The sequence below is a fragment of the Streptomyces zhihengii genome, from assembly GCF_016919245.1.
Lineage (GTDB): Bacteria > Actinomycetota > Actinomycetes > Streptomycetales > Streptomycetaceae > Streptomyces > Streptomyces zhihengii.
This window is the reverse complement of the sequence record NZ_JAFEJA010000001.1, coordinates 1,377,676-1,404,147: the sequence shown is the minus strand read 5'-3', so window position 1 is coordinate 1,404,147 and position 26,472 is coordinate 1,377,676. Positions and strand designations below refer to the sequence as shown.

Annotated in this window: 23 protein-coding genes; 11 read left to right on the top strand and 12 right to left on the bottom strand. The window is 76.0% G+C overall.

Annotated elements, in window-relative coordinates; genetic code table 11:
* Window positions 1-73: 73 nt before the first annotated feature.
* The 4 genes from JE024_RS05900 to JE024_RS05885 are packed head-to-tail and all read left to right on the top strand — an operon-like array spanning window position 74 to window position 5,281.
* Entirely contained in the window at window positions 74-910 is an 837-nt protein-coding gene (locus JE024_RS05900) for a M55 family metallopeptidase (RefSeq protein WP_205372573.1), read from the top strand.
* Complete coding sequence (locus JE024_RS05895; protein ID WP_205372572.1) at window positions 903-2,243, top strand: M20/M25/M40 family metallo-hydrolase; 1,341 nt, start codon at window positions 903-905, stop codon at window positions 2,241-2,243. Before JE024_RS05900 ends, JE024_RS05895 begins: the two co-directional genes overlap by 8 nt.
* A 10-nt stretch (window positions 2,244-2,253) precedes the next feature.
* Window positions 2,254-4,281, top strand: a complete 2,028-nt coding sequence (locus JE024_RS05890; protein ID WP_205372571.1) for a prolyl oligopeptidase family serine peptidase — start codon at window positions 2,254-2,256, stop codon at window positions 4,279-4,281.
* A 31-nt stretch (window positions 4,282-4,312) separates the two neighbouring features.
* The gene (locus JE024_RS05885) at window positions 4,313-5,281 is read left to right on the top strand and encodes a S66 peptidase family protein (protein WP_205372570.1); all 969 of its coding nucleotides are present in this window, start codon (window positions 4,313-4,315) and stop codon (window positions 5,279-5,281) included.
* Window positions 5,282-5,507: 226 nt separating this feature from the next.
* Here JE024_RS05885 and JE024_RS05880 read toward each other — a convergent pair whose 3' ends face one another.
* A complete protein-coding gene (locus tag JE024_RS05880) occupies window positions 5,508-5,855 on the bottom strand; it encodes a DUF6204 family protein (protein ID WP_205372569.1) in 348 nt (115 codons plus the stop codon).
* 234 nt (window positions 5,856-6,089) lie between these two features.
* Here JE024_RS05880 and JE024_RS05875 point away from each other — a divergent pair, with 234 nt between their 5' ends.
* Complete coding sequence (locus JE024_RS05875; RefSeq protein WP_205372568.1) at window positions 6,090-8,132, top strand: DUF5107 domain-containing protein; 2,043 nt, start codon at window positions 6,090-6,092, stop codon at window positions 8,130-8,132.
* Between the two features lie 74 nt (window positions 8,133-8,206).
* Here the strand turns inward: JE024_RS05875 and JE024_RS05870 are convergent, their stop codons facing one another.
* From JE024_RS05870 to JE024_RS05855, 4 genes are all read right to left on the bottom strand, one after another.
* Entirely contained in the window at window positions 8,207-8,836 is a 630-nt protein-coding gene (locus JE024_RS05870; protein ID WP_205372567.1) for a DUF6368 family protein, read from the bottom strand.
* Between the two features lie 35 nt (window positions 8,837-8,871).
* Window positions 8,872-9,228 carry a VOC family protein gene (locus JE024_RS05865; protein ID WP_205372566.1) on the bottom strand — a complete coding sequence of 119 codons (357 nt, stop codon included), beginning with the start codon at window positions 9,226-9,228 and terminating at the stop codon, window positions 8,872-8,874.
* 46 nt (window positions 9,229-9,274) lie between these two features.
* Window positions 9,275-10,312 (bottom strand): cation diffusion facilitator family transporter, encoded by a 1,038-nt coding sequence (locus JE024_RS05860; protein ID WP_205372565.1) that lies wholly within the window; start codon window positions 10,310-10,312, stop codon window positions 9,275-9,277.
* A 173-nt stretch (window positions 10,313-10,485) separates the two neighbouring features.
* Entirely contained in the window at window positions 10,486-11,298 is an 813-nt protein-coding gene (locus tag JE024_RS05855; RefSeq protein ID WP_205372564.1) for a methyltransferase domain-containing protein, read from the bottom strand.
* 123 nt (window positions 11,299-11,421) lie between these two features.
* Between JE024_RS05855 and JE024_RS05850 the strand changes: the two genes are divergently transcribed.
* Window positions 11,422-11,856: a phosphatase domain-containing protein gene (locus tag JE024_RS05850; RefSeq protein WP_205372563.1), complete on the top strand. Its 435-nt coding sequence runs from the start codon at window positions 11,422-11,424 to the stop codon at window positions 11,854-11,856.
* Between the two features lie 859 nt (window positions 11,857-12,715).
* Here JE024_RS05850 and JE024_RS05845 read toward each other — a convergent pair.
* On the bottom strand, window positions 12,716-13,945 hold the full coding sequence (locus tag JE024_RS05845) for a glycosyltransferase (RefSeq protein WP_205372562.1): 1,230 nt from the start codon (window positions 13,943-13,945) through the stop codon (window positions 12,716-12,718).
* 326 nt (window positions 13,946-14,271) lie between these two features.
* On the bottom strand, window positions 14,272-15,777 hold the full coding sequence (locus JE024_RS05840) for a bifunctional phosphatase PAP2/diacylglycerol kinase family protein (protein ID WP_205372561.1): 1,506 nt from the start codon (window positions 15,775-15,777) through the stop codon (window positions 14,272-14,274).
* A gap of 213 nt (window positions 15,778-15,990) precedes the next feature.
* Here JE024_RS05840 and JE024_RS05835 point away from each other — a divergent pair, with 213 nt between their 5' ends.
* Window positions 15,991-17,208, top strand: coding sequence for an aminotransferase class I/II-fold pyridoxal phosphate-dependent enzyme (locus tag JE024_RS05835; RefSeq protein WP_205372560.1), 1,218 nt, complete (start codon window positions 15,991-15,993; stop codon window positions 17,206-17,208).
* A 331-nt stretch (window positions 17,209-17,539) separates the two neighbouring features.
* Here the strand turns inward: JE024_RS05835 and JE024_RS05830 are convergent, their stop codons facing one another.
* Window positions 17,540-18,193 (bottom strand): DedA family protein, encoded by a 654-nt coding sequence (locus tag JE024_RS05830; protein ID WP_205372559.1) that lies wholly within the window; start codon window positions 18,191-18,193, stop codon window positions 17,540-17,542.
* Window positions 18,190-18,972, bottom strand: coding sequence for an MBL fold metallo-hydrolase (locus JE024_RS05825; protein ID WP_205372558.1), 783 nt, complete (start codon window positions 18,970-18,972; stop codon window positions 18,190-18,192). The genes JE024_RS05830 and JE024_RS05825 overlap by 4 nt, the downstream gene beginning before the upstream one ends.
* A gap of 203 nt (window positions 18,973-19,175) precedes the next feature.
* Here JE024_RS05825 and JE024_RS05820 point away from each other — a divergent pair, with 203 nt between their 5' ends.
* The 3 genes from JE024_RS05820 to JE024_RS05810 all read left to right on the top strand — a co-directional run bounded on the left by JE024_RS05820 (window position 19,176) and on the right by JE024_RS05810 (window position 22,998).
* Window positions 19,176-21,341 carry a phage holin family protein gene (locus JE024_RS05820; protein WP_205372557.1) on the top strand — a complete coding sequence of 722 codons (2,166 nt, stop codon included), beginning with the start codon at window positions 19,176-19,178 and terminating at the stop codon, window positions 21,339-21,341.
* Window positions 21,342-21,345: 4 nt separating this feature from the next.
* On the top strand, window positions 21,346-22,392 hold the full coding sequence (locus JE024_RS05815; RefSeq protein ID WP_205372556.1) for a zinc-dependent alcohol dehydrogenase family protein: 1,047 nt from the start codon (window positions 21,346-21,348) through the stop codon (window positions 22,390-22,392).
* 180 nt (window positions 22,393-22,572) lie between these two features.
* Window positions 22,573-22,998 (top strand): hypothetical protein, encoded by a 426-nt coding sequence (locus JE024_RS05810; protein WP_205372555.1) that lies wholly within the window; start codon window positions 22,573-22,575, stop codon window positions 22,996-22,998.
* Here JE024_RS05810 and JE024_RS05805 read toward each other — a convergent pair.
* Window positions 22,988-23,809: a helix-turn-helix domain-containing protein gene (locus JE024_RS05805; RefSeq protein ID WP_205372554.1), complete on the bottom strand. Its 822-nt coding sequence runs from the start codon at window positions 23,807-23,809 to the stop codon at window positions 22,988-22,990. The genes JE024_RS05810 and JE024_RS05805 overlap by 11 nt on opposite strands.
* 65 nt (window positions 23,810-23,874) lie before the next feature.
* Window positions 23,875-24,306, bottom strand: a complete 432-nt coding sequence (locus tag JE024_RS05800) for an SsgA family sporulation/cell division regulator (protein ID WP_205372553.1) — start codon at window positions 24,304-24,306, stop codon at window positions 23,875-23,877.
* 302 nt (window positions 24,307-24,608) lie between these two features.
* On the opposite strand from JE024_RS05800, the gene JE024_RS05795 reads away from it, so the two are divergent.
* The gene (locus tag JE024_RS05795; RefSeq protein WP_205376394.1) at window positions 24,609-25,019 is read left to right on the top strand and encodes a RidA family protein; all 411 of its coding nucleotides are present in this window, start codon (window positions 24,609-24,611) and stop codon (window positions 25,017-25,019) included.
* Between the two features lie 313 nt (window positions 25,020-25,332).
* Here the strand turns inward: JE024_RS05795 and JE024_RS05790 are convergent, their stop codons facing one another.
* Window positions 25,333-26,388, bottom strand: coding sequence for a phosphatidylinositol-specific phospholipase C domain-containing protein (locus tag JE024_RS05790; protein WP_205372552.1), 1,056 nt, complete (start codon window positions 26,386-26,388; stop codon window positions 25,333-25,335).
* Window positions 26,389-26,472: the final 84 nt, after the last annotated feature.

Here is a 26,472-nt window from a genome sequence, read left to right as displayed (position 1 = left end):
GGTCCCGCATGATCGTCACGGCGGACCCCAGCCCTTAGACTCGCGTCCTCGGACCTGCGAACGGGAGCGAGCCGTGAAGATCCTGATCAGCGCCGACATGGAGGGCGCCACCGGCGTGACCTGGCCGGCCGACGTGCTGCCCGGCACCCCCCAGTGGGAACGCTGCCGGACGCTGTTCACCTCCGACGTCAACGCCGCCGTCCTCGGCTTCCTCGACGGCGGCGCCGACGAGGTGATCGTCAACGAGGCGCACTGGACGATGCGCAACCTGCTGCTGGAACAGCTCGACGAGCGGGCCGAGATGCTCACCGGCCGCCACAAGTCGCTGTCGATGGTCGAGGGCGTCCAGCACGGCGACGTCGACGGCATCGCCTTCGTCGGCTACCACACCGGCGCCGGCACCGAGGGCGTCCTCGCCCACACCTACCTCGCCAACTCCATCACCGGCGTCTGGCTGAACGGCGCCCGCGCGAGCGAGGGCCTGCTCAACGCCCAGGTCGTCGCCGAGTACGGCGTCCCCGTCGTCCTCGTCACCGGCGACGACCTGACCTGCGAGGACGCCCTCGGCTACGCGCCCGGCGCGCTGAAGGTCGCCGTCAAGGACCATGTCTCGCGCTATGCCGCCGTGTGCCGCACCCCCGCGCGCACCGCGGCCGACATCCGCGCCGCCGCCAAGGAGGCGGCGGCCCTCGCCGTCCGCCACGAGCCGGTGCGCGGCGGCCCGTTCACCGTCGAGGTCGAGTTCGACGCCGAGCACCTGGCGGCGGCGGCCACCGTCGTCCCCGGCGTGGCCCGCGCCCGGGGCGAACGGCGCGTCGCCTACACCAGCGACACCATGTACGAAGCAATTCGCACGTTCAAGGCGGTCACCACGATCGTCTCGGCGGCCGTGGAGGAGCAGTATGGCTGAGATGACGACACCCCCGACCGCCGTGGACGCCACCGCACTCGACGAGGTGGTCGCCTTCACCTCGGACCTGATCCGCATCGACACCACCAACCGGGGCGGCGGCGACTGCAAGGAGCGGCCGGCCGCGGAGTACGTCGCCGAACGGCTCACCGACGCCGGGCTCGACCCCGTGCTGCTGGAGCGCACCCCCGGCCGCGCCAACGTCGTCGCCCGCATCCCCGGCACCGACCCGTCGGCCGGCGGGCTCCTCGTCCACGGCCACCTCGACGTCGTCCCCGCGGAGCCGTCGGAGTGGAGTGTCCACCCCTTCTCGGGCGACGTCCGCGACGGCGTCGTCTGGGGCCGGGGCGCGGTCGACATGAAGAACATGGACGCCATGGTCCTGTCCGTCGTCCGGGCCTGGGCCCGCCACGGGGTGCGCCCCCGGCGTGACATCGTGATCGCGTACACCGCCGACGAGGAGGACAGCGCGATCGACGGCTCCCGCTTCCTCGCGGACACCCACCCGGGCCTCTTCGAGGGCTGCACCGAGGGCATCAGCGAGTCCGGCGCGTACACCGTGCATGCGAACGGCATGTCCCTGTACCCGATCGGCGCGGGCGAGCGCGGCACCGCCTGGCTGCGGCTCACCGCGGACGGCCGCGCCGGCCACGGATCCAAGAAGAACCACGCCAACGCCGTCACCCGGATCGCCGCCGCCGTGCACCGCATCGGCGAGCACCGCTGGCCGGTCCGGCTCAGCCCGACCGTCCGCGCCGCCCTCACCGAACTCGCCGCCCTGCACGGCCTCGAAGCCGACCTGGACGACCCCGCCTTCGACGTGGACGCGCTCCTCGAAGCCCTCGGCCCGGCCGCGCGGATCGTCGAGAACACCGTGCGCAACAGCTCCAACCCGACGATGCTGGACGCCGGTTACAAGGTGAACGTCATCCCGGGGCGGGCCGGCGCGCACGTCGACGGGCGGGTCGTCCCCGGCGGCGAGGAGGAGTTCACCGCCACCCTGGACGAGCTGACCGGCCCGGACGTCGCCTGGGGCTACTACCACCAGGAGATCCCCCTCCAGGCCCCCGTCGACGGTCCGACCTTCGCCCGGCTCCGGGCCGCCGTCGAGCGCTTCGACCCGGACGCGCGCACCGTGCCCTTCTGCATGGGCGGCGGCACCGACGCCAAGGCGTTCTCCCGGCTCGGCATCGCGGGCTACGGCTTCTCCCCGCTGAAGCTGCCGCCCGGCTTCGACTACAACGCCCTGTTCCACGGCGTCGACGAACGCGTCCCCGTCGACGCCCTCCACTTCGGCGTCCGCGTCCTCGACCACTTCCTGCAGTCCGCCTAGGAGGCCCCCGATGCTCCCCACCGGACCGTACGGGACCTGGCCGTCGCCGATCGGCGCGGCCCTCGCCGCCGGCCACGACGGCCGGCCCGACCACCTCGGCGTCGTCGGCGACGAGGTCTGGTGGACCGCGCCCCGCCCCGCCGAGGACGGCCGCCGCGCACTGGTGCGGCTGCGCGCCGACGGGAGCGGGGAATCCGTGCTCCCCGCTCCGTGGAACGTGCGCAGCAGGGTCACCGAGTACGGCGGACTGCCCTGGGCCGGCGCGGCCCGCCCGTCCGGCGGACCGCTGATCGTCTTCGTCCACTTCGGCGACCAGCGACTCTACGCCTACGAGCCGGACGTCCCCGGCGCCGTGCCCCGCCCGCTGACCCCCCTGTCCGCCACCGGCGGCGGCCTGCGCTGGGCCGACCCGCGGCTGCGCCTCGGCGACGGCGAGGTGTGGTGCGTGCTGGAGGAGTTCACGGGCCCCTCGCCGACCGATGTGCGCCGGGTGATCGCCGCCGTCCCCCTCGACGGCTCCGCCGCCGGGGACCGCGGCGCCGTCCGCGAACTCTCCGACGGACGGCACCGGTTCGTCACCGGGCCCGAGGTCTCGCCCGACGGCCGCAGCGCCGCCTGGATCGCCTGGGACCACCCGCGGATGCCCTGGGACGGCACCGAGGTGATCGTCGCCCGCGTCGCCGGGGACGGCCCCTTCGAGGGCGCCCGCGCGGTCGCCGGGAGCGAGACCGAGTCGGTCTGCCAGGTGGCCTGGGCCCCCGACGGCGCCCTGCTGTACCTCTCCGACGCGAGCGGCTGGTGGGAGCCGGTGCGCGCGGCGCCCGCCGCAGGCGGCGAGGGCCCCGGGGACGGCGGCGAGGGCGGTTTCGGCCCCGCCGTGGCGCTCTGCCCCGGACGTGCCGAGGAGTTCGGCGGCGCCCTGTGGACGCTCGGCTCCCGGTGGCTGCACCCCCTGCCCGCCGGACCCGTCGCCGTCGTCCACGGCACCGGCGGCACCGCCCTCGGGATACTCGACGCCGAGACCGGCGAACTCGTCGACGCCCCCGGCCCCTGGACCGAGTGGGCCCCCACCCTCGCCGTCTGCGGGGACCGCGTCTACGGCGTCGCCGCCAGCCCGCGCAGCGGCTACGAGGTCGTCGAACTCGACACCCGCACCGGCCACGCCCGCGTCGTCGCGGGCGCCCACGCCGACCCGGTGGACCCGGCCTACTACCCCGAGCCGCTGCTCCGCACCTTCACCGGCCCCGACGGCCGCGAGATCCACGCCCACGTCTACCCGCCGCACAGCCCCGACCGCACCGCCCCCGACGACGAGCTGCCCCCGTACATCATCCGGGCGCACGGCGGTCCCACCGGCCGGGTCCCGCTCGTCCTCGACCTGGAGATCGCCTACTTCACCTCCCGCGGCATCGGCGTCGCCGAGGTCGCCTACGGCGGATCCACCGGCTACGGCCGCGCCTACCGCGAACGGCTGCGCGAACAGTGGGGCGTGGTCGACGTCGAGGACTGCGCCGCCGTCGCCGAGGCCCTCGCCGACGAGGGCACCGCCGACCCCGCGCGCCTCGCCGTCCGCGGCGGCAGCGCCGGCGGCTGGACCGCGGCCGTCTCCCTGACGACCACCGACGTCTACGCCTGCGGCACCATCGTCTACCCGATCCTCGACCTGTACGCCTGGGCCACCGGCGAGACCCACGACTTCGAGTCCCGCTACCTGGAGTCGCTCGTCGGCCCGCTCGCCGACGTCCCCGGCCGCTACCGGGACCGCTCGCCCGTCAACCACGTCGACCGGATCACCGCGCCGTTCCTGCTCCTCCAGGGCCTCGACGACGTGATCTGCCCGCCCGCCCAGTGCGAGCGCTTCCTCGCGAAGACGGCGGGCCGGGGCGTCCCCCACGCGTACATCGCCTTCCCCGGGGAGGGCCACGGATTCCGCAGGGCCGAGACCGTGCAGCGCGCCCTGGAGGCCGAACTCGCCCTCTACACGCGCACCTTCGGCATCGACCGGCCCGACGTACCCGACCTGGAGCTCCGCACATGAGCCCCGGCATACCCGACCTGGAGCTCCGCACATGAGCAGCGTGCCCCCGCTGACCCGCCCGCCGCGCCTGACCCCGGGCGCACGGGTCGCCGTCGTCGCCCCCAGCGGGCCCGTCCCGGCCGACCGCCTGCACGCCGGGCTCGACGTCCTGCGCGGCTGGGGCCTCGACCCGGTCGTCATGCCCCACGTCCTCGACACCCACCCGTCGCTGCCCTACCTCGCCGGCACCGACGGGGCACGCGCCCGCGACCTGACCGACGCCTGGTGCGACCCCACCGTCTCCGCGGTCTTCTGCGCCCGCGGCGGCTACGGCGTCCAGCGCGTGACCGACCTCGTCGACTGGACGGCGGTCCGCGCCGCCGCGCCCAAGGTCCTGGTCGGCTACAGCGACATCACCGCCCTCCACGAGGCGTTCGCCGTACGGGCGGGCATCGCCACCCTGCACGGGCCCATGCCGGGCGCGCTGACGTTCCTCAAGGACGCCCGCACCCAGGAGCACCTGCGGGCCACCCTGTTCGACCCGGAGTCCGTGCGCACCCTCGAAGCCCTGCCCGGCGCCCGGACCATGACCCCGGGCCGGGCCACCGGGGTCACCCTCGGCGGCTGCCTCGCGCTGCTCGCCGGCGACCTCGCCGTCCCGCACACCCGGCCCGGTGCCCGCGGCGGGATCCTGCTGCTGGAGGACGTGGGCGAGGAGGACTACCGCATCGACCGGATGCTCACCCAGCTCCTGCGCGCCGACTGGCTGGCCGGCGTCGCGGGCGTGGTCCTCGGCTCCTGGGCGGAGTGCGGCCCGTACGCCTCCGTCCGCGCCGTCCTGCTGGACCGGCTGGGCACCCTGGGCGTCCCCGTCCTGGAGGAGTTCGGCTTCGGCCACGGGGAGTCGGCGCTGACGATGCCGCTCGGCGTGCCCGCCACACTCGACGCCGACGCCCGGACGCTGACGCTCCACGTGCCGGCGCTGGACACCGCCGCGGCGGCCGCCGGCACCGGGCACTGAGCCGTGCGACGGACCGGTCGCGGCGGGCACTGAGCCGTGCGACGGACCGGTCGCGGCGGGCACTGAGCCGTGCGACGGACCGGTCGCGGCGGGCACTGAGCCGTGCGACGGACCGGTCGCGCCGGGCACTGAGCCGTGCCACGGACCGGTCGAGGCGGGTACCGGGCCGTGCGACGGACCGGTCGCGGCCGTCACCGGGCCGTGCCACGGACCGCGGCACGGGCCGTCAGCGCCGGCGGCGGCCCTTGTCGTTGACCTTCATGGTGTCCATGTCGGTCGCCGAGCACTTCAGCTCCCCGTGCCCGTGGCCCAGCGCGGCCAGCGCCGTCCGCGCCCGGTCCTCCGCGATCACCTCGGCCATCTCCTCGCCGTCGGCCGCGTCCGACACCACGACGAACCGGTAGGTGAAGCGCCGCAGCGCCCGGTCGTAGGCCAGCGAACCCTCCTCGGTGAACCGGATCGCCCCCAGCCCGTCGTGCCGGTCCACCTCCGCGAGCAGCGCGGTGCGCCCCTCCTCCGTCAGACCCTCCCACGCACCCCGGACGATCACCCGGTACGTGTGCTGCGTACTCATCCCGACGCCACCTTCTGTCGTGCCTCCGCCGTGCTTCCCCCGTGCCGGCCGGACCGCCCGGCCCCTCGGACCGCGCCCACCGGCCCGACGAGCGTAGAACGGCGCCGGGCACACGCAACCGAAATATCGCGCCCGCCCCTGGCCGCACCGCCCCACCGGGATGTTCCATGGTCATTCCGATGGCCACCGGGGACGGCCGCAGCCCGGCGCACCCCCGACGAAGACGAGGTTGCCGTGCCCACCACCGTGCGCCGTGCCGAACTGACCCTGCCCGCCGCACCCCTGGGCCCGCCGAACCCGCTGCCGGCCCTGCGCCCCGTCCGGGGACCGCACACCCTCGACGAGGAGACCAGGCGCGGGCTGCCCCGTGACATGGCCCGCCAGATCGGCTACGAGCCGCTGCACACCGTGCTGCCCGTGCGCGTCCTCGACGGCTACGGCCGCGACCGCACGCCCACCGCACTCGACGCGATCGTCCTGGAGAACGAACGGCTGCGCGTCACCGTCCTGCCGGGTCTCGGCGGTCGCGTCCACTCCCTGCACCACAAGCCGACCGGCCGCGAACTGCTCCACCGCAACCCGGTCCTCCAGCCCGCCGCCTTCGGACTGGCCGGCGCCTGGTTCTCCGGCGGCATCGAGTGGAACATCGGCGCCACCGGCCACACCGCCCTCGCCTGCGCCCCGCTGCACGCCGCCGTCGTCACCGCCCCCGACGGCGGGCCGATGCTGCGCCTGTGGGAGTGGGAGCGGCTGCGCGACCTGCCCTTCCAGGTCGACCTGTGGCTCCCGGACGGTTCCGACTTCCTCCATGTCGGCGTCCGGGTGCGCAACCCCCACGAGCGCCCCGCCGCCCTCTACTGGTGGTCCAACACCGCCGTCGACGAGGACGAGGGCACCCGGATCCTCGCGCCCGCCGAGGAGGCCTGGCACTTCGGCTACACCCGCAGCCTGCGCCGCGTCCCGGTCCCCGTCTCCGCCTCCGGCCGGGGCTCCGCCTCCGGCCCGGACGGGCAGCGGGCCGACCGCACCTACCCGCTGCGCACCACCCACTCCGCCGACTGGTTCTACGAGGTGCCCGACGGCGACCGCAAGTGGATCGCCGCGCTGGACGCCGGCGGACACGGCCTGGTGCAGACGTCCACCGACACCCTGCGCGGGCGCAAGCTGTTCGTCTGGGGCTCCGGGCGCGGCGGCCGACGCTGGCAGCGCTGGCTGACCGAACCCGGCACGCGCGGCTACGCCGAGATCCAGGCCGGGCTCGCCCGCACCCAGCTCGAACACCTGCGCCTCGAACCGGAGACGGAGATCAGCTGGCTGGAGGCGTACGGCCCGCTCGACGCCGACCCCGCGCTCGTGCACGGCGACGACTGGTCCGCGGCCCGCGCGGAGACGGCGGCACGGCTGGCGGCGGCGCTGCCCCGCGAGGCCGTCGACGCCGCCTACCGGGCGTGGCTGCCCTGCGCCGACACCGAACCGGGCGAGAGCCTCGCCACCGGCTCCGGATGGGGCGCCCTCGAAGTGCTGCGGGCCGGCCACGAACTGCCCGGCACCCCGTTCGACCCCTCGGCGCTCGGCCCGGAACAGGCGCCCTGGCGGGCGCTGTTGGAGACGGGGGCGCTGCCCGCCGCGCACGACGCCGCCGCGCCCGGTCCGACGCTGGTCGCCCCGCACTGGCGGGACATGCTGGAGACCGCTCCGGCCGAGCCGCTGACCGAGTACCACCTCGGCATCGCCCAGTGGCACGCCGGTGACCTCGCCCAGGCGGTGCGGAGCTGGGAACGCGGACTGCGGCGCGCCTCCTCCCGCTGGCCGCTGCTGCGCTGCCTGGCCGTCGCCGACCTCACCGGCGGGCACCCCGGAAGGGCCGCCGACCACTACGCGGCCGCCTTCGGCGAACTGTGCGCCGAGAGCCGTGACGGCGAGGGCTCCGACGGCGGTGACGGCGACCGCGGTGACGGCGGTGAGCGGACGGCCGCGGTGGCCGCCCTCGGCCGGGAGGCCGTCGAGGCCCTCCTCGCCGCCGGGCGCACCGCCGACGCCCGCGCCGTGTGGGACCGGCTGCCGCCGTCCGTCCGGGAGCGCGGCCGCTTCCGTCTCCTGCACGTCATGGTCCTGATCGCCGAGGGCCGCGCGGACGAGGCCCGCGCGGTGCTCGACGCCGACATCGAGGTCGCGGACCTGCGCGAGGGCGCCGCGGTGCTGGGGGAGCTGTGGGCCCGGATCACCGACGACCCGCTGCCGGAGCACTACGACTTCCGCATGCAGGGCGACGGCTGACCGCCCGTCGGACGCGGCCCGGGGGGCCCGGCGGGGTCCCGGGCCGCGACGGCGCGGGCGCCGGGCAGCCCGGGCTACTTCAGCAGTCGGAAGCCGGGCAGCGCGGCCCAGGCCCTCAGGAAGTCGGCGGAGCCCAGCGCGTCCGGGGGGTCCTCGCCGGTGAACCCCAGCAGGCCGGGGAGTTCGGCCACCAGTGAAGCCTGCCCGTCCCTCAGCTCGGCACAGGCCACACCGCCGATGACGTCCATCACGGCCGCGGTGAGCAGCGCGGTGGCCAGATGGTCGACGGGCCGGTTGCAGGCCGCGCTCACGTTGACGGCGTGGGTGGGAGTGAAGCCGAGGACGGCGGGCACCGCCGGCGCGTCCGCGTGCTCCGCCTCGAAGATGCCTTCGTCGCCGACGCCGGGGCCCATCAGGTAGACGTCGAAGGGCCGGTTCGGGTCGTCGCGCCGGGGGTCTGGGCCAGCCAGTGCCGCGAGCCCTTCGTCGGGGGCACCGCCGAGGAGGGAGAGCGGATACGTCCACGCGGGATCCTCCCGCGAAGGTGCGATGCCGAGGCGCTCCACCGCCACGTGCACGTCGAAGGACCCCGGCCGCTTCTCCTCGCAGCGCGAGGAGAGGCCTGCCATGAGGGCACGGAACCGCCGCATCCCGGCGGGGGAGACGGGCTCCGGCAGTTCGATGACGAGTACGGGACCTGACATGGGGGCGATCGTAGGCGCCGGGAAGCCGGCCCCGCCTACTGCTGGACGACCCTGCGGTCCACGTACTCGAAGACCGATCCGTCCGGGTGCACCGCGATCAGGTTGCGGCCCGCGGGGGTCGGGACGGGGCCCGCGATCACCTGGGCGCCGTTGCCGGTGAGCGTGGTGTACGCGGCGTCCACGTCCTCCACCGCGATCGTCGCCGACACCTTGCGCAGCACCTCCAGCTCCGCCTCCGGACCGCTCATCAGCAGGAAGCAGCCGACCGCCGCGACGGACACCCCGCCGCGCTCGAACCGCAGCGGGACGGCCCCGGTGAGCCGTTCGTAGAAGGCGGCCGAGGTGTCCAGGTCGTCGACACAGATGCGCAGGGTCGTTCCGAGGATCTCCATGCGGGCGAGGGTAGTTGGCCGCTCCGGTGAACGACACCGGGCACCCTCAGCCGCCCGGCACGGCCGTCCGTCCGTGGTGCGCGAGCTCCGCGTGCGGATCGCCGTCGGGGGCCGGGTGGTCCGTGTGCACGGTGACGGCCGTCAGCCGGGGCACGGCGTGCAGCAGCGCGTGCTCGGCCGCGACCGCCAGCCGGTGGGCCTCGACGACGGTCAGTTCGGGGGCGACCACGATCTCGGCCTCGGCCCGCAGGCTGTGGCCGATCCACCGCATCCGGACCTGCCCCGTCCCCAGCACCCCCTCGACCGACCGCAGCGCCGTGTGCGCCGCGTCGACGAGCGCCGGGTCCACCGCGTCCATCAGCCGCCGGCACACCTGGCGGGCGGCGTCCCACAGGACCACCAGGATCGCGACGGTGATCAGCAGCCCCACCACCGGGTCGGCCGCACGCCACCCCAGCGCGGCGCCGCCCGCGCCGAGCAGCACGGCCAGCGAGGTGAACCCGTCGGCCCGGGCGTGCAGTCCGTCCGCGACGAGCGCGGCGGATCCGATCCGGCGCCCCGTCCGGATCCGGTACCGCGCCACCCACTCGTTCCCGGCGAAGCCGGCCAGTGCCGCGGCGGCCACCGCCCACAGATGCCCCACGTCGCGCGGGTGCAGCAGGCGGTCGAAGGCCGTCCAGGCGGCCACCACCGCGGAGGCCGCGATCGTCGCGACGATCACGATCCCCGCGAGATCCTCGGCGCGCCCGTACCCGTAGGTGTAGCGCCGGTCGGCGGCGCGCCGCCCCAGCACGAACGCGATCCCGAGCGGTACGGCGGTCAGCGCGTCGGCGGCGTTGTGCACGGTGTCGCCCAGCAGTGCCACCGACCCGGACAGCGCGACGATCACCGCCTGCACGGCCGTCGTGGCGCCCAGCACGGCGAGCGAGATCCACAGCGTGCGCATCCCGTCCCGCGACGCCTCCATGGCCGCGTCGACCCGGTCGGCCGGTTCGTGCCCGTGCGGCCGTACGACATGCCCCGCCCGGTGCCGCAACCGCGCACCGCGCCGGGGGTGATGGTGATGGTGCCCCGTCCCCTCCATGCGCAACACCGTGGCACAGGAACCCGATTGCGGCTACAGCGGTGATACCCGCGCCCACCAGGTGCGATCGCTGCGCATCTGCGACCGGTGCGGGGGAGGGGCGGGACGCGCGGTCCCCGGCGCGGGGGAGCGCCGGGGACCGCGCGTCCCGGCCGGGGCGACGGCGCCCGGGCTCACTCCACCCGGCACACGATCTCGCCGTGCGGCACCATGAACCACGCGTCCTCGTCGGCGCCCCACTCCCGCCACGCCTGCGCCGCGGCGTCGAGCCGCTCGGGGGTCGCGTGGCCGCCCTCGACCGCGAGGCGGGCGTACACGGAGGCCGTGGTGCGGTCCGCCCACAGTCCGCTCCACCAGGCGCGTTCGGCCGGGGTGGCGAAGCACCAGGTGCCGGCCGTGCAGGTGACGTCGGTGAAACCGGCCCGGCGGGCCCAGGACTTGAGGTGCCGTCCGGCGTCCGGCTCGCCGCCGTTGGCGCGGGCGACACGGGAGTACAGCCGCTGCCACTCGGTCAGCCCCGGGAGCGCGGGGTACCAGGTGAACGCGCCGTAGTCGCTGTCGCGCGCGGCGACCACGCCCCCGGGGCGGCACACCCGGCGCATCTCGCGCAGCGCCTGGACCGGGTCGCCGACGTGCTGGAGGACCTGGTGGGCGTGGACGACGTCGAACGAGTCGTCGGGGAAGTCCAGTTGGTGGACGTCGGCGACCGCGAACCGGACATTGTCCAGGCCGCGTTCCGCCGCGTGCGCGCGGGCCCGGTCCAGCACGTCCTCGGCGGCGTCGACGGCCGTCACCCGGCCGGGGGCGACCAGGGCGGCGAAGTCGGCGGTGATGGTGCCGGGACCGCAGCCGACGTCCAGGACCTCGGCACCGGGCCGCAGTTCACCGAGCAGGTAGGCGGCCGAGTTCTCCGCCGTGCGCCAGGTGTGCGAGCGCAGGACGGACTCATGGTGGCCGTGGGTGTACACGGCGGTCTCCTTCGGCATGGCGGAACCCTTCTCCATCGGTGGGACGCCGCTGGGGCGAGGAGATCAACGGTACGCCGCCGTATCGGATGACGAGATATCCGTTTCACATGATGGACGGGCCGTGGCTGGCATCATGGTGCCGTGGGAGAGACCTGGGACGAGCACGTGGCCGGGGTGCTGCGCCTGCCCTCCGGGCGCCTGATCCGCGGCCGCGGCCTCCGCCGCCCCCTGCCGGAAGGGCCGCCGCCGGACTTCGCGGTGTACCTGCTCGACCGGCCGCCCCCGCCGGCCGGCTGGGAGGCGCGCCTGCTGCGCTGGCCCGACTTCCTGCTGCCCCGTGACCGTGACGAGGCCCGGGAGTTGCTCGGCGAGGCATGGCGGCGCTGCGCGGCGGAACGGGTCGAGGTCGCCTGCGGCGGAGGCCGGGGGCGCACCGGCACGGCGCTCGCGTGCATCGCCGTCCTCGACGGCGTCCCGCCCGACGCGGCGGTGGCCTACGTCCGCGCCCACTACGACCGGCACGCGGTGGAGACACCCTGGCAGCGCCGCTACGTACGGCGGTTCCGGGAACGCTAGGCCGCGACGAGGCGGCATGCGGGTGCCGGTACGGCCCGTTCCGGCCGGTGGCCCGACGGGCCGTACGCCCCGCTCCGGCCGGTGACCACCACGCACGCGGCCCGTTCCGGTCCCGGGGCCGCGACACGTTCGGCCCGTTCCGGCGAGGGCCGGACGCCTGCGGCCCGTCCCGGTCCGGGGGCGCGACGCTCACGAATCGTTCCGGCCCCGTCTCCGGCCCGAGAGGCCGGCGCCCGGGCCGAGGGGCACGGGACGCCGGAGCCCACCGGTCGGCCGACACCCCCGTGGCCGGCCGCCCACGGCGGTACGGCCATGGTGCGCGAGTCACCGGGGGCGCGTCGATCCGTTTTACGGCCCCCGCCGGCCTGGCTCGACGCCCCGTCAGCAGGCTTGCGGGCAGCGGCGGTCGGGGCGCGGCCCGGCACCCGCGTCGCCCCCGGCACCCGCGTCGCCCCCGGCGCCGTGCGCCCTCGCTCATCGCGACGCCGCGCGGACGAGTGCCGGCGCCCAGGCCCCGACGCGGGAGGACGGGACTCCCGCCCGCCCCACCACGCGAGCCCGCCCAGGGGCGACCTTCCAGGCGCACCCGCCCAGGGGCGACGTCCTTCGACGGCGGCTCCCGGCCGCCGGCCGTCACCGACTCGGTCGGCACCACCCGCGACGGTGCACGCCGCCGCGTTCGGCCCGCCCCCGTACCGAACGGGCCGCCCGCCCCTCGGCGGCCGCCCGGCCCTCGGTGGGCGGTCGCCGGGCCGGGCCCCCGCAGGCGACGGCACCACGCCCCGCTCAGCCCGCCCCGCCCGGCGACGGCACCCGTCCCGCTCAGCCCGTTCCGCCCGGCGACGGCACCCCGCGCCGCTCAGCCCGCCCCCGCCGGGGCGCGCCCCTCGATGTGGGCGAGGACCGGGGCGGTGCCGTCCTCCGCGGTGATGCGGCGGGCGAGTGCGGTCGCGCGGTGGCGGTGGGAGGGCTCCGACACACAGGCCCCGATCGCGTCGGCGAGGGCTTCGGCGGTGAGGTCGTGGAACGGCAGAGCCCGCGGCGCCACGCCCAGCTCGCACAGCCGGGACGCCCAGAACGGCTGGTCGGCCATGACGGGCACCGGCAGCGCGGGCACCCCGGCGCGCAGACCGGCCCCGGTGGTGCCCGCCCCCGCGTGGTGGACGACGGCGGCGGTCCGGGGGAACAGCCAGTCGTGCGGGACGTCACCGATCGCCAGCACGTCGGAGCCGGAGCCGGAGCCGTTCAGCCCGGCCCACCCCGCCTGGACGACCGCCCGCACCCCCGCGCGCCGCACCGCCGAGGTCACCAGTTCCCCGAGCCGCTCGCCCTCGCCCGGGGCCATGCTGCCGAAGCCGATGAACACCGGGGGCGGTCCGGCGCCGAGGAAGTCGGCCAGCTCGGCCGGGGGCCGCCAGCCGTCCGGCCGGGCGGGCCACCAGTAGCCGCTCACCCCGACCCCGGACGGCCAGTCGCCTGGACGCGGCACCACCAGCGGGCTGTAGCCGTGGAAGACCGGCCGGAGGTCTCCGGCCGCCGAGGGCGTGCCGTCGGGCAGCCCGAAGCGGTCGCGCAACCGGGCCACGGCGCCCGCGAAGACCCCTTCGGCCCGTGCCAGCACCGCCCGGCCCGCGGCGAGACGGTCGCGCGGACCGGTGCCGTCGGAGTTCCGCGCGCCGGGCAGCGCGAACCGGGCGGTGGCGAACGCCGGGGTGAGGTAGGTGCCGGCGACGGGGACGCCGAACGCCGCCCCGGCCGTCCTGCTGAGCGGCGCCGGGCCGAACGCGGTGAGCACCAGGTCGGTGCCGGCCGCGACGGCGTCCGCCACCCCGTCGGCCAGGCCGTCCGCGTAGGCCCGCGTCAGCGCCCGGGTCTCCTCCCGTGACGCGGCCCGGGACCAGGCCCGGAGCAGCTCCTGGGGGTCGCCCGGCACCGGGCGGTGGACGAGGCCGCACCCGGTGACGAGGGCGGCGAACGACGGGTGGGCGGCCACGGCCACCTCGTGGCCCGCGTCGCGCAGGCGCCGGCCGAGGCCGGTGAAGGGCGCGACGTCGCCCCGGGAACCGGCGGTGACGATCAGAATCCGCATGGCGCGATTCTGCCGTCCCCGCGGATGCCACCCGGGCGGCCGGGGCGATCCCGCGGTGGGTCACCCGGCGTCCGGGGCGGACCCGCCGGACGATCCCCGGCGCCCGGGCGGACCCCGCGGAGGGTCACACGGACGATCCCCCGGCGCCCGGGTGCCCCCGCGGAGGGGCGGCGACCTGCGCGGAGAGGGCCCGGCTCACGGTGGCGACGGACCGGGACTCCCGGACGATCCCCAACGGCGCCCGGGTCAATCCGGCAGAGGATCCCCCGGCGCCCGGGTCAATCCGGGCAGAGGCCCCCCGGCGCCCGGGGCGCCCTCGGCGCTTCCTACAGCAGACGCTGCGGCCGGTAGACCGTCAGCGCGTCGACGACCTTGTCCACGACCAGGTCCCGCGGGGCCTCGGCCACTTCGCCGTCGTAGGCGAGCAGTGTGCCGGGGGCGAGGCCGCCGATGCGCAGCCGGTGCAGCCGGCGGGCGGCGTGCACGGGGGAGCGGTTCAGCTTGCCGGCGAGCGCCGCGCCGAGCAGACGGAGACCGGGCAGCCGCCCGCCGTGCACCACCCGGATGTCGAGCAGCCCGTCGGCGAGGTTGTGCCGGTGCCCGGGGGTGGGGCCGACCCCCTTGTAGACGCCGTTCCCCGCGAAGAGCAGCCACATCGGCCGGCGCCTGCCCTCGATCTCGGCCTCCAGCGGGTGTTCGCCGCGCAGCACCCGCCCCGCCGCCAGGATGCCCGCCGGCCAGGAGCCGATCCGGGGCGACCAGCGCTCACGGATCCGCACCAGCTCCGGGTAGACCCCCAGGCTGAACGTGTTGACGAAGTAGCCCGGATCGGGCCGGCCCCCCGGGCCGGGGCGGAAGCGCCCGAGGTCCACCCCGACCGCCTCGCCGGCCTCGACGGCCCGGCAGGTGTCGACGACGGACTCTATGCCCAGGTCGTACGCGAAGTGGTTGAGCGTGCCGCCGGGGAAGACGGCCAGCGGCAGCCGGTGGGTCGCGGCGATGGTGGCGGCCAGGTTGACCGTCCCGTCGCCGCCGACGATGCCGAGGGCCCGCGCGCTCCCCGCCGCCTTCGCCAGCTCGACCGGCAGCTCGTCCGGCGCGCACTCGACGACCTCCGACAGCGGCAGCGCCGTCCGCACCGCCGGGGCGCAGTCCGCCGAGCCCGATTCCCGGTTCACCACCACGACCATGCCCTCGCCGCCGGGCAGCGCGGGAGCGTGCTCACGGGGCCGGCCCGGCGCGGGCATCTGCGAACGGGTCGGCACGGCGCCCCGTACGGCGAGCGCGGCGCCCACGCCGAGCGCCGTGCCCACCAGGACGTCACTCGGATAGTGCACACCCGTGTACACCCGTGAGAACGCCACCGACGCCGCGACCGGCGCGACCACCGCACCCCACCCCTTCGACTCCAGCGCGACACCGGTCGCGAACGCCGCGGCCGAAGCGGCGTGCCCGGAGGGGAAGGACGTGGTGAACGGCTGGCGCTTGAGCTGCCGCATCACCGGCACCGCGTCCAGCAGCGGCCGGGCGCGGCGCACGGACCGCTTGCCCACGGTGTTGATCACGGCCGAGGCCACGGCCAGCGAGGCCACGCCCCGCACCGCCGCCCGCCGGGAGCGCGCGTCGCGGCCCAGCGCCGCGATGCCCGCCGCGGCGCCGAACCACAGCAGCCCGTGGTTGGCGCTCCTGCTCAGCCGGGGCAGCACCGGCTCGGCGCCGGGCCACTCGCGCGAGGCCACGCCGGTGAAGACCTGCCTGTCCCAGGAGCTCAGCAGGGCGCGCAGGCCGGAGGTCTCGCGGGAGCCCGTGGACTGTCTGTGAAGGTCTGCCATGCCGGGCGCATACCCCTTGACGCGCCGAGTACGCGACACCAGGGCCTCACGGGTGACGTACCCCACCCCGCGCGGCCCACGCCGAACCTTCGTATAAAGGGCTCGTGGGACGGGCACCCGCCCCGGTGCGTGCCGGGCACGGACCGCCCACCGGCACGACGGCGGTACGGCCCGAGGGCGGTCGCGGCGAGAAGCGGCGGGAAGGGTGGCGGCATGGACGGGACGGCGGCCGGAGGGCGGGGGCCCGTGCGGTACGGGCCGTACGCGCCGGAGACGGGACTGCCGGTACTCGGCGAGTCGGCCGCGGTGCTCGCCGGGGCCCGCGACACCGCCACCGGCGAGCCGTCCGGCGGCGGGCCGGCCCTGCGCGAGGCGGCCTGCGGCTACTGGGCCCGCCGGGGACTGCACAGCGCCCCGGGCGAGGTGGTGGCCGCGTCCGGGGCGCAGCCGCTCCTGTTCGCCCTGCTCGGTGCCCACGACGGCGACGTCCTCATGCCGCGCCCCTGTCCCGCCTGGTGGGCCCCGCAGGCCCGGCTGCTCGGCCGGCCCGCCTACCACGTGCCCACGCCCGCCGAGTGCGGCGGCGTACCGGACCCGTTCGCGCTGCTGGAGACCGTACGGCGGGTGCGCACCGAGGGCGGCCGGCCGCGGCTGCTCCTGCTGTCCGTCGCCGACGACCCCACCGGCACCGTCGCCCCGCCCGAGACGGTCCGCGAGGCGTGCGAGGCGGCGGTCGGCGAAGGGCTGCACATCATCAGCGACGAGACCTGGCGCGACACCGTCCACGAGCCCCGCCAGACCGTGCTGCTCAGCCCCGCCGAGATGTGCCCCGGGGACGTGACGGTGATCAGCGACCTGGTCGGTGCGCTGACCCCGGCGGCCTGGCCCGTCGCCGTCGCCCGCTTCCCGGCCGGCCCCGAGGGCGCCGCCCGGCGGGCCCGCACCCTCGACGTCCTCACCGCGCTCGGCGCGGTCCTCCCCGCCCCCGTCGCCGCCGCGGCGGCCCATGTCCTCGGGGAGCCCCCGGCGGTCCTGGGCCGGACCGGGGAGGCGAACGCGCTGCACGCGCGGCTGGGCGACGCGGTGCACCGGACGGTGCTCGCCGCGGGCGCGCTGGCCCGGCCCCCGCAGGCGGGCCGCCATCTGTACGCCGATCTCGGGCCGCTGCGGGCGCGACTGGCCGAGCGGGGCGTCGGCGACTCCATGGAGCTGGAGGAGTACCTGAGCGACCGGCTCGGCACCTCCGTCCCCGGGGGCCACCGCTTCGGCGACGAACTGGGCGCCCTGCGCGTCCGCCTCTCCACCGGCCCGCTGCTCGGGACCGCGGCGGACGGGCAGCTCGCCGCCCTGCGCTCCGACCGTCCGCTGGAACTGCCCCCGGTGCGCGAGGCGTTGCGGCACCTCGGCACGGTCCTCGACGAACTGCGCTGACCGGCGCCCCCGCGCGTCCACCCCTCCCGGCACGGAACACGGCCCCGCCCCGGCGCCTGCGGGCCTGCGGGCGCGGGCCATGCCCCCGTGCCCCCACACCTCCGGTGCACGGACCACGGCGTCGTGCACCGGACCGCGGGTCCTGGGTGCTCCTCGGCGGAGCGGTGCCGGAGGGGTCGCAGGGCCGCGCGCGGCCCGGGTCCGCAGCGGACGGCCCGGCACACCCCGGCGGCCGTCGCGCGGGCGCCCCCGCCGTCCCGCCCCGGCCGCGCACTCGTTCGTGGGGGCACCGCCCGCTGCCGCCCTGTTCGCGCGGGCTCCGCCCGCCCCCTCACCCCGCGTGCCGCGGGTGCCGCACCTTCCGCCACAGGGCCGGAGCGCCGCTGAGCAGCACGGTCAGCGCGATGGCCGCCACCACGCCCTGCCACGGCTCCGGGAAGAGCGAGCCGCCGACGATGCCGATCACCCCGTAGGTGGCCGACCACGCCAGGCAGGCCGGCACGTCGCCGCGGACGAAGTCGCGCATCCGCATCCCGGCCATCAGGCACGCCAGCATCACGGGGATCCGCCCGGCCGGGACCAGCCGGGAGAGCACCAGCACGGTGACACCGTGCTCGGTCAGCTTCCGCCCGGCCTGCTCGACCCGCTCGGGCGCCGCCCGGTCGCGCAGGGCGGCCAGCCAGCGGGAGCCGTTCTTCGAACGGACGCCGCGCTGCCCCAGCCAGTACAGCGCCACGTCGCCCAGGAACGCGGCGAAGGAGGAGACCAGGAAGACGAACAGCAGCGAGAGCGGGCTGGTCTGGTGGAAGGCCACCACCGCGGCCGTGCTGACGATCGCCCCCGTGGGCACCACCGGGACCAGCGCGCCGAGGGCCACCAGCAGGAACAGCGAGGGCAGCCCGACGGCCTGCTGGGTCGACTCCGGCGGCAACTGCCGTATGGCGTCGCCCAGTCCGCCCACCGTCTCGGACAGATCGAGGATCACCGGCCGTCCTCCGGTCTGACCCGTTCGCCGTGCGCGAGCCGGTGCACGGACACCTTCGGCGCGATCCGGGCCGCCTTGCGGACGAACTCGTCGCCCGGGGCGTAGAACTCGTGGGGCCGTACGGCGTCCATGCCGATCGGCCAGTACGTGCCGTAGTGCACCGGCACCGCGGCGCGCGGCGACAGCGCCGCGAGGGCCTCGGCGGCCCGCCCGGCGTCCAGGTGGCCGTGGCCGAGGTACGGGCCCCAGCCGCCGACCGGGAGCAGCGCCACGTCGACGGGGCCCACCTCGTCGGCCATCGAGTCGAACAGCCCGGTGTCGCCCGCGAAGTAGGTGTCGGCCTCACCGCTGACGACATAGCCGAGGGCGGGGCAGAGCTGCGGCCCGAACGGCATCCTGCGGCCGTCGTGCGCGGCGGTCACCGCCCGGACGCGCACGTCGCCGACGCGCAGCACGTCACCCGGCGCCACCTCCGTGACGTCCAGCCCGGCCGCCCCCGCCACCCGCCGCAGCCCGCGCACCGCGTCGCCCGCGCCCCGCGGCACGACGAGCCGGGTGCCGGGTGCCAGTCTGGCCAGCGACGGCAGATGCAGATGGTCCGAGTGCAGATGGGAGACGAGCACGGCGTCGGCGCGGGTGGCGTCGGGCGACGGCAGCGCCCCGCGCCGCCGGCGCAGATGGGCCAGCCGGCGCACCAGCAGCGGATCCGTCAGCACCCGGACCCCGGAGTCCTCGATCGTGCAGGTGGCATGACCCCACCATGTGACCTCCACCGGCACGCGCCGCCCTCCTCACCGACATCCCCGCCCGTACGAGCCTAAGACCTGTTACCTCCTTCCCCGGCGGGCGTGATCCACCCCGGAGCACGGCGGTCCGCCGGGCCGTGCCGCCCCGCGGCCCCGGAGCGGAGGGGCTCGGGGCACGGACGGCTCCTGCGTTGTGCCAGGCTGGAGACCCTGAGCGAGGGGTGAGGTGACGGTACGTGGGTCGATGGCGATGGCGCTCGGCGGGCGGGACGGTCGTCCGGGTGGTCGTCGTATGGGCCGTGTCGACGCTGACCATGCTGGCGCTGGCGGGGCTGCTGCCCGACTTCCGGCTGCAGTCCGCCGACGGGGACTCGATCACCCGGACGGCCGTCACCGCCGCCTGGGGTGCGGGCGCTTTCGGCCTGCTGGGCGCGCTGGTGTGGCCCGTGGTGGTGCGGGCGCTGCTGCTGGTGCCCGCGCTGGTGCTCGGCCTGCTGGTGTTCTTCCTCAACGGGTCGCTGCTGCTGCTCGCCCTGTGGCTGATCCCCGACGGCCGGGGCGTCGCCAACCCGGAGACCGCGGTGGTGGTCGCGGCCGTGATGTCGGCCGTCGCCTCCGCCACGTCCACCGCGCTCGCCGTGCGCGACGACGACGCCTACCGGCGCCGGCTGTCCCGGCTCGCCGACCGGCGCCGCCGGGGTGTGCGGGAGCTCGCCGGCGGCGGCGACGCGCCCGGCACGGTCTTCGTCCAGCTCGACGGCGTCGGCCACGCGGTGCTGCTGCGCGCCGCGGAGAGCGGGGTGATGCCGACCGTGGCCTCCTGGCTGGGCGCGACCCACCGGCTCACCCCCTGGCGCACCGACTGGTCCAGCCAGACCGGCGCCAGCCAGCTCGGCATCCTGCACGGCTCCAACCACGACGTGCCGGCGTTCCGCTGGTACGAGAAGGACACCCGGCAGATCGTCGTCAGCAACCGGCCCGCGAGCGCGGCCGAGCTCCAGCGCCGGGCCGTCGAGCGGACGGCCGACGGCGGACTGCTGACGGTCGACGGAGCGAGCCGCGGCAACCTGTTCAGCGGCGGGGCCGACCAGCTCGCGCTCGTGCTGTCGGTGGCCGCCCGCCGCGGCCGCGCCAACCGCTCCCGCGCGGGCTACTTCGCGTACTTCTCCGACCCGGCCAACGCGGTCCGCACCGCCGTCTCCTTCGTCGCCGAGGTGTGCCGCGAGATCGGCCAGTCCGTGCGCGCCCGCGTCCGGCGGGACGAACCGCGCGTCGGACGCGGCGGCCTCTACCCGTTCATCAGGGCGTTCGCGACCGTCGTCGAGCGGGACGTGGTCGTCGCCGCCGTCATCGGGGACATGCTCGCCGGCCGCACCGCGGTCTACGCCGACCTGGTCGCCTACGACGAGGTGGCCCACCACTCCGGACCGCACAGCCGCGACGCGCAGGACGTGCTGGAGCGCCTCGACCGCTCGATCGCGCTGCTCGCCAAGGCCGCCGAGCACGCCCCCCGCCCCTACCGGATCGTGCTCCTGTCGGACCACGGGCAGAGCCCGGGCAGCACCTTCGAGGGCGCCTACGGGCTGACCCTGCGCGACCTGGTGCGGGCCGGCTGCGGGCTGCCCGTCTCCCGCCGTGCCGTGCGCACCCGCAGCGGCGCCGAGGCGCGCGACGCCGCGCGCGACGCGGTCCGCACCGCGCTGCACCGCGGGCCCGCCGCCGGCGGCGAGGAGGACGTGCCCGCGACGGGCCCGGACCCGATCGTGCTGGCGTCCGGGAACCTCGCGCTCGTCTCGTTCCCGGACGTGCCCCACCGCATGAGCCGCGAGGAGATCGACCGGCGCCATCCCGCGCTGCTGTCGACGCTCGCCGACCATCCCGGCGTCGGCTTCCTGCTGGTGCGCAGCGAGGAGCACGGCTCCCTGGTGCTCGGCGGGGACGGGGCCGCACAGCCCGTCGCCGCGCTGAAGGACGGCGACGGCGGACCGCTGGAGGTCTTCGGCCCCGGGGCGGCGGACGCGGTCCGGCGCACGGACTCCTTCCCGCACGTCGCCGACATCATGGTCAACTCGATGTTCGACCCCCGGACGGGGGTGGTGCACGCCTTCGAGGAGCAGATCGGGTCGCACGGCGGGCTCGGCGGCGAGCAGTCGCTGCCGTTCCTGCTGTCGCCGCTGGAGCTGTCCCCGCCGGTCGCTCCCGGTGAGACGCTGGCCGGCGCCGAGCAGGTGCACCGGGTGCTCCGCCGCTGGCTGCGGGAGGGCCAGGGGCCGCAGATACCCCTCGAACCGGCGCACGCCCGGCCGGCCGGCGGCCGGCCGAGGCGGTGGAGACCTGCCCGTCCGCAGGGGACGGGCGCGGGCGGTGCCCTCGGGCACCGCACCGGCGGCGTGGAGGAGTGAGCGCGTGCGAGCGGTGGTGTACGAGGAGTTCGGCAGGACCCCGGAGATACGCGAGGTCCCCGATCCGGTGCCGGCACGGGACGGCGTCGTCGTCCGGGTCGAGGCGACCGGGCTGTGCCGCAGCGACTGGCACGGCTGGGCCGGACACGACCCCGGGATCGCGCTGCCGCACGTGCCCGGGCACGAGCTGTCCGGCGTGGTCGTGGCCGTCGGCGACGATGTGCGCGGCAGCCGCGCCGGGGACCGGGTGACGGTGCCCTTCATCTGCGCGTGCGGCCGGTGCGGCGCCTGCGCGCGCGGCGCCCAGCAGGTCTGCGAGCGCCAGGAGCAGCCGGGCTTCACCCACTGGGGGTCGTTCGCCGAGTACGTCGCCGTCCGCCACGCGGACACCAACCTGGTCGCCGTGCCCGAGGAGATGTCCTTCTCGACGGCGGCCGGCCTCGGCTGCCGGTTCGCCACCGCCTTCCGGGCCGTCGTCGGGCAGGGCCGGGTGCGGCCGGGGGAGTGGGTCGCGGTGCACGGCTGCGGCGGTGTCGGGCTGTCCGCCGTGATGATCGCCGCCGCGTCCGGAGCGCGTGTCGTCGCCGTGGACGTCTCGCCCGGAGCGCTGGAACTGGCCCGGACCTTCGGCGCCGAGGTCTGCGTGGACGCCTCCGCGCTGCCCGCCGGAGCCGTGCCCGAGGCGGTCCACCGGGCGTCCGGCGGCGGCGCCCATCTCTCCCTCGACGCCCTCGGATCACCCGTGACCTGCGCGAACTCCGTGCGGAGCCTGCGCCGCCAGGGCCGCCACGTGCAGGTGGGCCTGCTCCCCGACGAGGTCGCCGTGCCGATGGCGCCGGTGGTCGCGCTGGAGCTGGAGATCCTCGGCAGCCACGGCATGGCCGCCCACGACTACCCGGCGATGCTGGCCATGGTGGCCTCCGGCGCCCTGCGCCCGGACCTGCTGGTGACCCGGGAGATCGGCCTCGACGCCGTCCCGGCCGCCCTGACGGCCCTCGGCACCGCGCCCGGCGCGGGCGTCACCGTGATCCGTCCCCACGGGGACGGCTGACGCCGGAGCCGTCCCGGGCGCGGGCGGGCCGTCCGCCCCCCGGGCCGGCCGCCGCCCCATTACCTCGGGCGTAATCGACCTCCCGCCCCGACCCCGGCAGGCTGTGGGCACCGGGTACCGGGCGGCGCACTCCGCCCGGTGTCCGGCCCTCGACCACCTGCCGACGGAGGCTGATCCGCCATGTCCCAAGCCCTGCTCGCCGGACTCGCCCGCACCACCGCGCCGCGCACGATGCTGCGCCGCTTCCTCGCCCTCGACGCCGTGGTCACCGGGGTCAACGGGATCGCCTACACGGCGGCCTCCGGGCCGCTCGGACGGCTGCTGGGCGTCGACAGCACACTGCTGCTCGGGCTCGGCCTGTTCCTGCTCGGCTACGGCGCGGCCGTCGGGCTGCTCGCCTCCCGCCCGGCGCCGCCCGGCCCGGCCGTGCGGGCCGTCGTGGACGCCAACCTGCTGTGGGCGGTGCTCAGCATCGCCGCGCTCGCGCTGTGGCTGGAGCCGACCACGGTCGGCGCCGTGTGGACGGTGCTCCAGGCGCTGACCGTCGCCGGATTCGCGGTGCTCCAGTGGTCGTCGCTGAAGACGGCCGAGGGCGTCAGCCGCTGAGCTCGCGCAGGTGCTCCACGGTCTGGGCGTCGGCCGGCAGGAAGGTCTCGATGGCCAGTTCGGCGACCGTGACGTCCAGCGGGGTGTTGAACGTGGAGATGGACGAGACGAACGACAGCACCCTGCCCCGGTGCTCGATCCGCAGCGGGAGCGCGAAGTACGGGTAGGGGGCCGCGACGGCGCCCGGCCCGGGACCGTCCCAGTCGCCGTCCGCCCGCTCGGGAAGCGGGTAGGCGGCGACCTCGTCGTACAGCCGGCGGAGCGACTGCGAGCGGGCGAGCGCGATCTGCCGCTCCATCTGTTCCAGCAGGTGCCCCCGCCACTCGGGCAGGTTGCGGATGCGCGGCGCCAGGCCCTCGGGGTGGAGCGTGAGCCGCATCGCGTTGAGCGGCGGGGCGAGCAGATGGTCCGGCACGCCGTCGAGCAGCATGGTGATGCCGCTGTTGGCGGCGACGACGGTGTACGTGCCGTCGACGACCAGCGCCGGGTAGGGCTCGTATCCCTTGAGCAGCCGGTCGATGCCCTCGCGCAGGGCGCCGAGGGCGGGGGCGTCGACGGGGGTCTCGGCGTACCGCGGGGCGTAACCGGCGGCGAGGAGCAGCGCGTTGCGCTCGCGCACGGGCACGTCGAGTTGTTCGGCGAGCCGCAGCACCATCTCCTCGCTGGGCCGCGAGCGTCCGGTCTCGACGAAGCTGATGTGACGGGCGGAGGAGTCGGCGCGCAGGGCGAGTTCGAGCTGGCTGACCCGCCGGCGCTCGCGCCAGCCGCGCAGCAGCGGCCCCACCCCCGTACCGAGCGCGACAGTTGTCATACGCAGACCGTAGTACGGAATGTCCCGCCGCTCCCGCCGCGCCCCCGGGGGCGGTGCGCCGGGCGCTACCCCCCGGCCTCGCCGAGCAGCGCGGCCAGGGCGCGGTCGATGTCCAGGGCGGCGCTCTCCCCGCCCGCCGGGACCGCGTCGTAGGCGTCGGCGAGGAAGCGGCGCAGGCTCGCCGTCGGGAACTGGAGCAGCGCCACGCCGTCGGGGGAGCGGAGCTCGACCATGGTCTGGACCCGGCCGCACGGCCAGATGTGGACGTCGCCGTCGCCGGCCGGGGCGCGCAGCCCGGAGTCGAGCAGGACCCGGGCGAAAGCCCAGGTCACGGCGGTGTCGCCGAGGCACGCCTCGGGCGGGAAGACCATCCGGACGGCGAACGGGTCGGCGGGGACGTAGCGCATGATCACCGGCACGCCCGGCGAGGGGGCCGCGTCGCTGATCAGACGGGCCGTGACGGACTGCTCGACGGATTGCTCGATGGAAGGTGACATCGCTCGCTCCTCCTGCTGCTGTGCTGTTGCTCCACGCCCGGGACGACGTCACGGCAGGGCTCGCCGTGTGCGAGCTGCACCAGTGGCGTGTGTGACCTGCATCACCAACCTTCGAACTCCGGAGCCCGGATGGCCAGACCCTTGCACCGCCGTATATCGGGAGAAAGCGGATGCTTCCCGGGGGGTGCGGGTACGACGGGCCCCCGCCGGGGCTCCGTGCGGGTCACGGGATGGATCCGGTGGCCGAAAAACAGATGCCCGAGAGGGGTGCCGGCCCCACACTCGCCGCTATGAGCGAGGCTATGAGCGACCGGATCACCCGTATCAGCCCCAAGCGGCTGCACAAGACCCCCGGCTACCACCACATCACCGTCGTCGAGGCGGGGCGCACCGCGTACCTGGCGGGCCAGTGTCCGCTGGACCGGGACGGCGGGCTCGTCGGCGACGGCGATCCCGAGCGCCAGGCCGACCAGGTCGCGGCCAACGCGCTCATCGCGCTGGCGGCGGTGGGGGCCGGTCCGGAGGACGTGGTGCGTTCGGTGGTCTACGTGTGCACGGACGACGCCGAGGTGCTGGCGGCCGTGTGGCGGCGGCTGGGCGACTCCGTGGTGGGAGCGGCGTTCACGACCGCGAGCACGCTGCTCGGGGTGAGCCGGCTCGGCTACCGCGGCCAGCTCGTGGAGGTCGACCTCACGGCCGCGCTCCCCGGCTGATGTCAGCCGGGGAGCGCGACGGGGGAAGAGGAGCCCCGGCCGAACGGGGGTTTCCGGCCGGGGCGGTCAAGAGGTGGGTGTGCATGGCGGTCGCCTCTCGGCGAGTCGCTCCGCAGGGCTTCAGCCGAACGATCTTCCCTGCGGGCAGAAGGTGAGGCCCGGGGACACTGTCCCATCCACACCCACGCTTAGATGAACGGTAAACCACTGGTGGGTGTTCCCGGGTGCCTGCGGGCCCCGATGTGATGTGTATTACTTCACGTCATGCTTTACCCAAGGCTTATGCGGCTGTTTCCGGAGTTGTCCGGCGCGCTCAGGAGCCGCCCCTCGGCAGGACCGTGGCGAGCACGGCGGGCAGCGGATGCCAGTCGGCGGACACCACGCTCGCGTGCCGGCCGGCCAGCAGGGCGACCCGCTCCCGCGCCTGGGCCTCGGTGGGGCGGGTGCCGTCGATGGCCGGGGCGACGTTGTGCGCGTCCGTCATCACCACCAGATAGCGGTTCCGGTCGTACCAGGACGTGTCGATCGAACCGTTCGTGAACGTGGCGGCGTCCCCGTCGAAGACCACGAACCACGGCCGGATCGACAGATCCGCGTAGCGGGTGCGCGGATCACCGGCCGACGCCTTGAGCACGGCGGGGAAGGCGCCCGCCTCCGCCAGACGGCCCGCGGCCTTCAGGCCGCGCAGATGCTGGGCGTACTCCCGGTCGGTCCACAGGGAGTCGAACGGATTGCCCTGCTCCACCGTCCCGGGGATCAGCTCGACGACGAACTTCCCGCTCATCGCGGAGCGGAGCGGCCAGCCGTCCGCCCGTACCGCGGTGTCCAGGTCCGGATGGCCGCCCGCGAGCTCCGCCGGCCGGAACAGGGCGTCGCCCAGACGCGAGCGCAGCAGCGCGTCGAGCTCGTCCGGGCCGCGGCCCGCGTTGTCCTGGAAGCCGTCCTTGAGCTCCATCTTGATCAGCACCGGCCGGTGGCCCGGGTTGGCGTCGTGCCAGGCCCGCATGTCGGCGAGACAGCCGCCGAGGTCCCGGTTCCGCGACCCGGTGCGCAACTCGGCCGCGGTGGCCGCCCCGGCGCAGTTGTTGGCGTTGCCGAGCGGATTCTCGTGCGAGACGCGCCACGACCGCCCGAACACGTTCGTCCACACGTCGATCTCCAGCATCCCCGCCCCGGAGTCCAGCGCGTCCGCGAAGTACGGGTACGCCGACTGCTCATAGGCGTTGTGCACCCCCACCGATGTGGTGGACGACCAGGGCAGCTGCCCCGGGTCCGCCGCGGTGGTGGCGGCCTCGGCCGGTACGAGCGCGGCGGCGAGCAGCGCGGCCGCGCCGAAGGCGGTCGATGCCGCACGCAGGAGCTTCCCCATGGATCCGTCCCTCGAAAGTCGACGTGGTCAGGTCAAGTCGGGGGAACGTTAGGGGAGTCGGGTGAACCAGGGGGAGACCCTGGT

What these genes read in the sequence shown, in the direction of transcription:
- JE024_RS05895 (WP_205372572.1), top strand. Translation starts at nt 903, where the DNA reads ATGGCTGAGATGACGACACCCCCGACCGCCGTGGACGCCACCGCACTC.
- JE024_RS05890 (WP_205372571.1), top strand. Translation starts at nt 2,254, where the DNA reads ATGCTCCCCACCGGACCGTACGGGACCTGGCCGTCGCCGATCGGCGCG.
- JE024_RS05885 (WP_205372570.1), top strand. Translation starts at nt 4,313, where the DNA reads ATGAGCAGCGTGCCCCCGCTGACCCGCCCGCCGCGCCTGACCCCGGGC.
- JE024_RS05880 (WP_205372569.1), bottom strand. Translation starts at nt 5,855, where the DNA reads ATGAGTACGCAGCACACGTACCGGGTGATCGTCCGGGGTGCGTGGGAG.
- JE024_RS05870 (WP_205372567.1), bottom strand. Translation starts at nt 8,836, where the DNA reads ATGTCAGGTCCCGTACTCGTCATCGAACTGCCGGAGCCCGTCTCCCCC.
- JE024_RS05865 (WP_205372566.1), bottom strand. Translation starts at nt 9,228, where the DNA reads ATGGAGATCCTCGGAACGACCCTGCGCATCTGTGTCGACGACCTGGAC.
- JE024_RS05860 (WP_205372565.1), bottom strand. Translation starts at nt 10,312, where the DNA reads ATGGAGGGGACGGGGCACCATCACCATCACCCCCGGCGCGGTGCGCGG.
- JE024_RS05855 (WP_205372564.1), bottom strand. Translation starts at nt 11,298, where the DNA reads ATGCCGAAGGAGACCGCCGTGTACACCCACGGCCACCATGAGTCCGTC.
- JE024_RS05845 (WP_205372562.1), bottom strand. Translation starts at nt 13,945, where the DNA reads ATGCGGATTCTGATCGTCACCGCCGGTTCCCGGGGCGACGTCGCGCCC.
- JE024_RS05840 (WP_205372561.1), bottom strand. Translation starts at nt 15,777, where the DNA reads ATGGCAGACCTTCACAGACAGTCCACGGGCTCCCGCGAGACCTCCGGC.
- JE024_RS05835 (WP_205372560.1), top strand. Translation starts at nt 15,991, where the DNA reads ATGGACGGGACGGCGGCCGGAGGGCGGGGGCCCGTGCGGTACGGGCCG.
- JE024_RS05810 (WP_205372555.1), top strand. Translation starts at nt 22,573, where the DNA reads ATGTCCCAAGCCCTGCTCGCCGGACTCGCCCGCACCACCGCGCCGCGC.
- JE024_RS05805 (WP_205372554.1), bottom strand. Translation starts at nt 23,809, where the DNA reads ATGACAACTGTCGCGCTCGGTACGGGGGTGGGGCCGCTGCTGCGCGGC.
- JE024_RS05800 (WP_205372553.1), bottom strand. Translation starts at nt 24,306, where the DNA reads ATGTCACCTTCCATCGAGCAATCCGTCGAGCAGTCCGTCACGGCCCGT.
- JE024_RS05795 (WP_205376394.1), top strand. Translation starts at nt 24,609, where the DNA reads ATGAGCGACCGGATCACCCGTATCAGCCCCAAGCGGCTGCACAAGACC.
- JE024_RS05790 (WP_205372552.1), bottom strand. Translation starts at nt 26,388, where the DNA reads ATGGGGAAGCTCCTGCGTGCGGCATCGACCGCCTTCGGCGCGGCCGCG.